Raw genomic sequence first — 9,463 nt, forward strand, 5'->3', positions numbered from 1 at the left:
CTAACATGAATTTAATTCTAGGACTCGGATCTATTCTTCTAGGCATTTGGCAAATACATGCTTCAAAAAAATATTTTGATAATCTAAAAAAACAAACTGGACCATTATTGTTTTCATTAATAGCCGTAACTGTTAGTTTGATAGTTGCAGCTTTTCTGTTAATTTATGGTGTAAGTTTATTGGTTAATGTACGTTAATAGCAAAAAATGATACGTTCATAAGTGTTTTGTGTTTTGCTCCTTATTTGTGAAATATAATATTTCTATAAGTAAGAATTGAGGGAATATTATGAGTCGTGAAAATTTTTTCTTAGGTGATAATTTGAGATTTTGTCGAAAGCAACGGAATTTATCTGAACGAGAAGTTTCTAGACTTTTGCATGTTGATATAACAACTATTTCCAAATATGAACATAATACTAGAACTCCTGATATTTATATGATGATGCGTTTTGCTGATGTTTATAATGTTAGTTTGGACCAATTAGTTGGTCGCAAATAAGTCTGTTTTCTAGGATAAATAAATGTTGTATGTTTTGTGATTTATGGCTTGATTGGCCAAAATAAATAGCCTGTATTGATTTTGTAATTAATCAATGCAGGCTATTTATATACTTAATTTTTTTTATTAGAAAATATTTTGGTTAATTCTTTATTCTTACGAAAAGATACTTCGCAACTGGAACCATCGATAAAAGATAATACTCGGGAATGGCAATCGTAAGTTGTAGAATTTTCCAAATTAACTAAGTAGCTGCGATTACAACGAAAGAGGTTAGGGTAATCCTTTTCAAATGTATTGAGCGAGCCATTAAACTCCGATAGTTGATTCTTAGTAACAATAAAAATTCTGCCAGGATTATTTTTCTGAGTATAAAGCATAATAACATCATTCATGGCAATTGAGAAAAAAAGACTACCGATTTTATAATCAAGTATATCTTTGGAAGAATGGCTGTACAATTGGAGATTTTTTTGCATCAATTCAATATCGTTAGTGATACTTTGTTTTATTTCCTCAAGACCCTTATCTTTTAGAATATAATCCATTGGAGCAATTTTTCTTTCTAGCGTTGTTAAGGAAAGTTCATCATGAGTGGTAATAAAAACAATTTGTGCTAATGGAGAATCTTGACGAATCTTTTCAGCAACATTTAACCCTGCCAGTTTGTTATCTTGGATTTCCATATCTAAGAAGTATAGTCCTTGTTTTTGAGGGATGTAATCGGCTGTGAAGTCTTCTACAGTTCCTGTGATGGATTTTAACTCTAAGTCAGCATCATTGATTAGGATGCCATTTTTGATGAATTCAGCATATTTCTGACGCTGGATACTGTTATCTTCCAATAAATAAACTGGAAACATTCAATCACCTCCTACAATAATAAGCGTCATCATCAAGTGGTTATGTATGATTTTAGTCTCTAAATAAAGATTATCAGATTCAGTTATTAATTGACGAACGTTGGCCAAACCAAAACCAGAGTGATTTTCTTTAGTAGTATAGCCATTTTTAAAAATTTTTTTAAAATCTAGATCCTGTTTAATAGGATTATCAATTGTTATTTCCGTAGTGTTGTTTGATTGAACAATTGCACAAGTGACCTCTTTATCATTTATTGTTTGCACATATTCGAAGGCATTATCCAATAGGATACCTAATATTCTGACAATTATTAAAGTATCTTGTTTAAAATAGTAGCTGTCTTGAGTTAGTTCCAAATTAAATTCGATTTTTTTACTCTTAGCTATAAAAAACTTTTGAATAATCAAACCCCGAATAGTATCACTATTGATAGTATTGATTTGCGAAATATTTCCTTCTGAAATTTTGGATAGTTCAGTTTGTTCTTTTAAAATGTCTCTATAATAATTTTTTAACTCGACTGAATCGCTTTTATCAACTATTGGTTTCATTGAAAGCATAATATTTTGAAAGTCATGTTTAAATTTTCTTAGTTCAGTATATTGTTGGTGAACACTGGTCAAATATTCGTTTAACTGTTTATTATAGAGAATTTCCTCTTGAGACTCTTTTTGAATTGCAATTGTTTGGACAAAGAAAACAAGTTGACGATAAGTAACAATTAAAATAATAGTAAAGAACGATAGAATTATTGCTTGAATTGTAGCCGTAACTGATTGAAAATCACTAATCGACAAAATAACCATAAAGGCTAAGAATACACTAAACGAAATACTAAAAACACGTTTTCCAAGATGATATTGTTCAATTTGAATCCAGAGTTTAATGGTCTTTTCACGATTTTTTTCCGCAAATAATAAGAATATGGCCAAGTAAATTATATTAATTATCAATGATGTAATTATAAAATTCTGCTGGAGTTCTTCTAGGATACGTAATTTCCAATCATTGTTAACCATAAAAAATATAATACGTGCGGTGTATGTCCCTAAACTGAATAGAACTGTTTCCACATTAGCGGCCATTATTAGCGAGATAGATTTTAGATTATTCAAATGATGATTTTTAGAAAATAACCAATTTACTAAAAGTACGAAACAAATCAAAAATAAAATAAAAATGTCATCAAAAAATAATCCAACATAACCAAACGTTACCGAAAGGGTCATGTCGGATATTAAGTGCTTTATATCAAATAATTTTAAAAAGTAGCGGTGTAACTGTAGTATTGAGAACAATACAAAAAAATTTGCCGCCAGGCTTAATTGCCAATCTACATATACCATAGGTTCATTGTATTTAAAAAGTTTGGTTTAGACAAGTTTCTTATTCTATGGAGTTGTTGAATTCTTTTTATTAGTTTTACTATCGGCAGGATTACTAATACCATTACCAACAATATATTGATGAAAAATAGTAATGAATTGGTCACTATCGATCATGTCGGAATGTTGAGCCTTTGAACCTGTTAAAGTGATTAAAGTGTAATGTTTTATATATCCTTCATAGATATATTTGCCAGCGTCAACACTACCCAAAGGAACAATTCCATCATCTGTATACAATTGAGTACCGGCAATTGAATAGTAAGTTAGGTTTTCTGGAATTTTCTCACGAGCTTTGACCAGTTCATTTAACATTTGGGTTCGATTAAAAGTATTGTTTTCTTCAAAATTATAAGGTGTTCCGACGGTAAGCATTTGATTAACCGTTATAGTAGAATCATCAAAATAATTTTCAAAAAAATATGTCCAAATCAAACCACCATTAGAGTGTCCGAAAGCATTGAAGTTATTGAAACGATAACGTTGTTTTAGTTTATTAAAGGCAATATTGAACCAAGCAGTCTGTTTTTTTATATTAGAATATCCGTCGTTGTTATTTTCGAAGCCAACTACAATAAAGGGACGATCATCATTGGCACGAATACTCCCTGTATAAGTGATTTTATCATTAGTATGAACCGTCATCTTTAGTAAACTGTGATGTTCACCATAACGGCGATTGATTGTTTTAACTAGATCATCAAAACGATTGGCAGTTGCACTGCTACCTGGAATCATAATAATTGGCGACATGGGAGAATTGTAACGACCAGCTAAAGTACTGACATTTTTTTTAGTCCAAATATAGGATGGTATACCTAATAAAATCATTATGACAACAATTGCAATTAGATATTTAAAATTTTTATTTTTTCTTATGGTCCGAGTGCGCATTAGTGATCACCTTCTTCGAAGCCAAGATTATCTAATAACTTAACTTTGGCTGCCATTTTTACAAATGGTATATAAATATATACGGAGATAATTATTGCTAGGACAGAGAAGACTAGAGCCTGCCAGCTACCGTTTGTTCCAATAAAGGCGATCAAAGGTCCTGGGGTACCGATAGGTACTGGATAGACGCTTGGCGGCATCAAATGCAACATAATTGCTAATGCTGCCATTAACATATTAATTACCGGGGCGAGGATAAATGGTATTAAAAAAATAACATTGAACAAAATAGGTATACCGGTCATAACGCCGCTACTAATATTAAAGATACTGGGAAACATAGCCCAGCGAGCCACAGTTTGAAAATCCTTATCTTTAGAAATAATTAAAATAGCTATGATTAATCCCAAAATTGATCCGGTTCCACCAAAAGTGGCAAAAGCGTGGTACAAGGTGGAGCTGGTGAAGGGATTAGGTGCATTCCAGGCAGTATGTTTCTCTAATGCATAATTCAAATTGACTGTTGATAAGACATCCATTTTTTCAACTCCTAAAGCGGAGTAAGTTCCAGACCATCCCAAGAATGACATGATTAATGTATAAATGGAAAAGATCATAGTTCTTCCTAATTGGACCCAATTGTTACTTGTTGTATATTCTGTTGCTAAGGCATTGATAAAGTTACCTGGTGCCTCAGAGTAATAAGTTATATTTACTAAAGTACTAAAGATGACAGAAATAATTAACGAAAAGATTATTGGTTTAAGCGAAATAAAAGTTCGTTCCAGAATATTTCGAGATGATTTGTCGTTTGCTAGGTTAGGAGCCGGACGACTCATTTTTTTAAACAGCCATCCAATAAATATTCCTAAAACGATTGCAAAGAGAAGTCCGCGCATACCTAACATTTGTGGATGAAATGAGACTAGCTGGATTTTTGAATAGGAGTAATCAATAATTAATAAAGAACTGATACCAGTAATACCAGCTAGTTGATCATCACGTTGGTAGTATTTAACAGTATATTTGGCCGCCCCAAATACCGCAATTACTGATACCCATCCAAGAGATAAGTTATAGAGATTATTGGCAATATTTTCGATTTGACGAAAAATAAAATCACTGCCAATAGTGGGAAAGATATCAGTTAAAAAACCTTCTTTGCCTAGAATCACAGTTTGAATTATTTTGATAAAACTACCAAATAATGCGAAGGGAAAAATTAGAAGCAAAGTTTTTTGAATAATTCGATAGATTAATAATTTTTGAATCTTTAAAGTTCCCTTAACTAAATGTTCCTCAAGTTTACTGTTGAATTGAACTTTCATGAAAACACCCACAATTCATTCATATATTTACTTAAACGAATTATAACTTCCAACAAAAAAAGCCGCCATCAAAGCGACCTTTTTTTGTGTACATAATGAATGTAATAAATTGGTAAACCTAAAAGTGTGATGCCGATTCCCATAAATGCTAATCCTGGTTGGCGGAGGAGGGTTGAAATAATAATATATGCTCCACCTACTAAAGCAATAATTGGAGGTAGCGGATAAAAACTTATCTTATAAGGACGTTTTAATTCAGGTTCGTTATGTCTTAAAATGAATACACCAATGAACATCATCATCGAGAAAATCCACATAACGAAAACTAACATATCAGTCAGATAATCAAAACTTCCCATAAAAATCATGACAATAGCAATTATTGTTTGGATCAAACCAGCATTGGCTGGCACACGACTGTTTTTAGTTAATTTAGAGAAGAACTTAGAGAAAACAATTTCATCATCTATACCAAGGACATAACTAACTCTGGGACCAGTCATAGTGTAGCCGTTGACAGAACCAAAAACGGATATCAGAATACCAATTGTTACTATTTTTCCACCTATATCACCAAAAATCTTGATTGCGGCCTCTGAAGCAGCATTTTGATTTCCAGGGATCAGATGAAAAGGCAACGCCTTTATGAAAACAAAGCTAATTAAAACGTAAATTAAAGTTATGAAAAATAGACCAACAATAATTGATTTAGCTAGATCCTTTTCTGGTTTTTTCATTTCACCAGCAAGATTTCCAACGTTCATCCAGCCATCAAAAGCAAACATTGTTGCTAATAATCCGCCACCCATTGAGGACCAAAAATCAGGATGACTGCCAGATGTTATTGGGAAGAGTGATATAGAATGTGTTGATGGTGTAAAGATACCAACTACGATAATTAAGACTATAGGAATAAGTTTAGCCACTAGAGCAATTGATTGGATTCTACCACCAACTTTTGCTCCAAGTAAGTTAACTAAGTATAAAAATACTGCTAAAGAAATGGCAATCGGAATTCGCCATATGCTAGGAATATTACAAAGATTCAAAACTTGAGTAGCGAAGATAATTGATAATGCTGATATTCCAGCGGGATAATAGATAACCGATTGAGCCCAAGCCAGTAAAAAGGCTGGAACCTTTCCATAGATATATTCAATATATTTATAGATACCACCGGCAACTGGTAAGGCAGATGCTAATTCGGCAACTGTTAACCCAGCGTTGATGGTAATAAATCCGGCTAATAACCAAACAAAGATTGTTAAGCTAGATGAACCAGTGGCGGCTGTAACGCTGGAGATTTTGAAGAATACTCCACCACCGATTACCAACCCCATAACTGTTGATAATGCTGGGAAAAAGCCTAAGTCTCTTTTTAGACTGAATTTATCTGTTTCTTCATTCATAAAGAAGTACCCCCCTCAAATGGTATAAAATAAAATTATATACCATAATGATATGATTGAGTTATTCTTTTTATGGTAATTGCGCTTACATATAAGTAAAATAAAAACAGAGGTGATTTTATGATTAGTTTAGGAATAGTAGGAACAAACTGGATCACAGAACAATTTGTTAAAGCAACTGATGAAACTAAAACTTTTTCATTAACACATGTTTATTCACGTACTGAGATTAAAGCCAAAAGCTTTATCGAGGATTTAAATAAGAAAAACGTCAATGTCAGTACTGATCTAAATTCCTTTTTTAAGGAGAATTTTAATACAGTATATATTGCTTCGCCTAACTCACTACATTTTAGTCAAGCTAAGTTAGCAATTGAGAATGGAAAAAATGTAATTGTTGAAAAACCAAGTACGTCAACAATTGAGGAGTTTACTATTCTAGATAAATTAGCACATGAAAAGGGCGTCTATATTTTTGAGGCTGCAAGGCATATTCATGAACCTATTTTCAAAAAGATTCAAATTGTTGTTGATAAACATCGTGATAATCTCAGTGGTGCAACATTATCTTATATGAAGTATTCAAGTAGATATGATGCATATCTAGAAGGGAAAAATCCTAATGTTTTCACTACTAAATTCTCAGGTGGTGCCTTATACGATCTAGGGGTCTATACAATTTATGATGCTGTTGTATTATTTGGACGTCCTGGAAAAGTTAGTTATGAGGCTGAAATTTTGGATTCGGGGATTGATGGTAGTGGAACTTTGACATTAAAATATCCAAAATTCGATGTTAATATTATTGTTGGTAAGACAAAAAATTCTTATATGTCGTCAGAGATTTATTTTGGTCGCGATACATTACTACTAGATAACGCTGGTGACATCAATCATCTGGATTGGGCTGACGATAATAAAAATATTACCGATGTTCCAACATCAAAAAGTGAAAACCCAATGGATTCAGAAGCAAAAGAGTTTGCGAGAATAATGAATGAAAATGATACGGTCAGTTATGATAAACTATTAAAATACGCTCGAATCGTAAATCGTGTTCTAGAACAGGCAAGAACAAGTGCAGGACTTGTTTTTGAAGCAGATGAGGAAAATTAAATTGGAAATACCAAAACTATATGAAGCTTATTTTAAACAAAATAACTTTGAAGCTCTAACTAAGATTCAAGATGCCGTCTATATGCCTTTCAAAGAGGGCAAAGATTTAGTTGCCATGGCACCAACAGGTTCAGGTAAAACATTGGCCTTTGTTATGCCCATGCTTGAAACTCTAGTTCCTAAAGATGGTTTACAGGTTTTAATTTTGGAGCCATCACAGGAATTGGCTATGCAGGTTAGAGATGTAATTCAACCACTGGCTAAATTAGTTGATTGCAAAGTTCAGGCTTTGACTGGGGGAGCCAATCCAGCACGTCAATTAAAAAAATTAAAAGAAAAACCTGAAATTATTGTAGCTACTTTAGGACGATTAAATGAATTAACTGAAGCACGTAAAGTTAAACTTGGCAATGTTAATACTGTTATTGTTGATGAAGCTGACGAAATGCTTAATGAAAGTAAGCTAGATATTGTCAGATCAACTATTTCACAAATGCCTGCTGATGTTCAAATGACTTTCTTCTCGGCTACTGGTAATGACATATTCCGCGATATGCATAAGTGGTTTGGACAAGACTTTCTAGTAATAGATCAACGACATGATACTAGTTATACGGCCGGTATTAAGCATTATTTTGTTGATGCAAACAGTGAATTTATTAAAAATGCAATGCTAAGGGAATTAGCCCACAATAAAAAATTCTTAGGAATCGTCTTCTTTAATAATTCTAGGTCACTCCACAAAGCCATCAGTGATATGAATCATAATAAAACCAATTTTGTTACGTTAGATAGCAAAATGTCGTCACAACAGCGTAAAACGGCGTTACAACTATTTTCTAACAAGAAAGTTAATTTAATGTTGACGACTGATGTTGCTGCTCGTGGTATGGATATTGACGACATCACAACTATTATTAATTACATGACTCCTAGAGATGATAGTGAATATACGCATCGTGCTGGTAGAACTGGTAGAATGGGTAAGAGTGGAAGTGTTATTACCTTTGGAAATAGCCATGATATGAGAAATCTTCAAGAAATGATCGATGTTGAGATATCTAAGGTATATATTGACCATGAGGGAAAAATTTCAAAGAAACCAGTTTTTGATAAGAAAAAGCGTTATAACGCTAATAAAACTAAACCTAAAGCTAATAGTAAGCCTAAGAAACGTCTTCGTGACCAGAAGAATAAAGGTAAGAGAAACTTCCATAAAAATTCAGAGCAAAACTAATTTAGTATCTACACACTTTTTGAGTTAAAATAGAAAGTGTGCTTATGGTCCCTTGGCCCAGTTGGATAGAGCAACTGCCTCCTAAGCAGTAGGTCCCCGGTTCGATTCCGGGAGGGATCATTGATCAAATGATAAATAATAAGTCACAACTGTCGCAATGACTGTTGTGACTTATTTTTGAAAGAGGTTATTTATGGAAAATATTAAATGCTCGCAAACATTGTCAATTAGTAATCATAGAGTTTTCTCATCCGATTTGAATGAACATAATACGGTTTTTGGTGGTAGAACTTTGATGACAATTGACGATAATTCCTCAATAGCTGCTTCAAGGGTGGCAAGAATTGAAACTGTAACAGCATCAATTGATCAAGTTAATTTTATCTTGCCTTTTAGTTTACAAGATTCTATGTGTACCGAGTCCTATGTTTCAGGAGTTGGTAGTAGATCCATAGAAGTTTTTACCAAAATAATTGGTGAACATTTAAAAACTGGTAAACGTTTTTTGGGATTAACATGTTTCTCAACCTTTGTAGTGACCGACAAAGACATTACTTTACCAGGAATAGTGCCAGATAATGATGAGGCAGAATATGTTTGCTCGGGTTATCATAAACGGCAATCTGAACGTTTAGAAAAATTATTAGAGCAAGAAAAATTTAATAAAAATATCAGTTTGAAATTCCCTTGGCAGAACTAAAATTAATAAATATAAATAAAGCTATATTG

Annotated in this window: 10 protein-coding genes and 1 tRNA gene; 6 read left to right on the top strand and 5 right to left on the bottom strand. The window is 32.8% G+C overall.

Translation table 11 applies throughout. From position 1 onward, the window contains the following. Positions 1 to 5: 5 nt before the first annotated feature. Positions 6 to 197 (top strand): hypothetical protein, encoded by a 192-nt coding sequence (locus tag CBP76_RS07985; RefSeq protein WP_102196376.1) that lies wholly within the window; start codon positions 6 to 8, stop codon positions 195 to 197. Positions 198 to 288: 91 nt separating this feature from the next. Continuing rightward, on the top strand, positions 289 to 501 hold the full coding sequence (locus CBP76_RS07990) for a helix-turn-helix domain-containing protein (RefSeq protein WP_102196377.1): 213 nt from the start codon (positions 289 to 291) through the stop codon (positions 499 to 501). Between the two features lie 113 nt (positions 502 to 614). Here the strand turns inward: CBP76_RS07990 and CBP76_RS07995 are convergent, their stop codons facing one another. From CBP76_RS07995 to CBP76_RS08015, 5 genes are all read right to left on the bottom strand, one after another. Next, positions 615 to 1,364 carry a response regulator transcription factor gene (locus CBP76_RS07995; protein ID WP_102196378.1) on the bottom strand — a complete coding sequence of 250 codons (750 nt, stop codon included), beginning with the start codon at positions 1,362 to 1,364 and terminating at the stop codon, positions 615 to 617. Beyond that, positions 1,365 to 2,663 carry a sensor histidine kinase gene (locus CBP76_RS08000; RefSeq protein ID WP_166667227.1) on the bottom strand — a complete coding sequence of 433 codons (1,299 nt, stop codon included), beginning with the start codon at positions 2,661 to 2,663 and terminating at the stop codon, positions 1,365 to 1,367. Positions 2,664 to 2,756: 93 nt separating this feature from the next. Beyond that, on the bottom strand, positions 2,757 to 3,644 hold the full coding sequence (locus CBP76_RS08005) for an alpha/beta hydrolase (RefSeq protein WP_102196380.1): 888 nt from the start codon (positions 3,642 to 3,644) through the stop codon (positions 2,757 to 2,759). After that, positions 3,644 to 4,972 (bottom strand): PTS transporter subunit EIIC, encoded by a 1,329-nt coding sequence (locus tag CBP76_RS08010; protein ID WP_102196381.1) that lies wholly within the window; start codon positions 4,970 to 4,972, stop codon positions 3,644 to 3,646. Before CBP76_RS08010 ends, CBP76_RS08005 begins: the two co-directional genes overlap by 1 nt. Positions 4,973 to 5,040: 68 nt before the next feature. Further along, positions 5,041 to 6,381 carry an APC family permease gene (locus tag CBP76_RS08015; RefSeq protein ID WP_102196382.1) on the bottom strand — a complete coding sequence of 447 codons (1,341 nt, stop codon included), beginning with the start codon at positions 6,379 to 6,381 and terminating at the stop codon, positions 5,041 to 5,043. Between the two features lie 120 nt (positions 6,382 to 6,501). Between CBP76_RS08015 and CBP76_RS08020 the strand changes: the two genes are divergently transcribed. The 4 genes from CBP76_RS08020 (at position 6,502) to CBP76_RS08035 (ending at position 9,434) form a co-directional block, all read left to right on the top strand. After that, positions 6,502 to 7,497, top strand: coding sequence for a Gfo/Idh/MocA family protein (locus tag CBP76_RS08020; RefSeq protein ID WP_102196383.1), 996 nt, complete (start codon positions 6,502 to 6,504; stop codon positions 7,495 to 7,497). Position 7,498: 1 nt separating this feature from the next. Next, positions 7,499 to 8,734, top strand: a complete 1,236-nt coding sequence (locus CBP76_RS08025) for a DEAD/DEAH box helicase (protein ID WP_102196384.1) — start codon at positions 7,499 to 7,501, stop codon at positions 8,732 to 8,734. A 46-nt stretch (positions 8,735 to 8,780) separates the two neighbouring features. Then, a tRNA-Arg gene (locus CBP76_RS08030) sits at positions 8,781 to 8,854 on the top strand. A 73-nt stretch (positions 8,855 to 8,927) separates the two neighbouring features. Further along, on the top strand, positions 8,928 to 9,434 hold the full coding sequence (locus tag CBP76_RS08035) for an acyl-CoA thioesterase (protein WP_102196385.1): 507 nt from the start codon (positions 8,928 to 8,930) through the stop codon (positions 9,432 to 9,434). Positions 9,435 to 9,463 lie beyond the last annotated feature (29 nt).

Source organism: Companilactobacillus nuruki, assembly GCF_002872255.1.
GTDB lineage: Bacteria > Bacillota > Bacilli > Lactobacillales > Lactobacillaceae > Companilactobacillus > Companilactobacillus nuruki.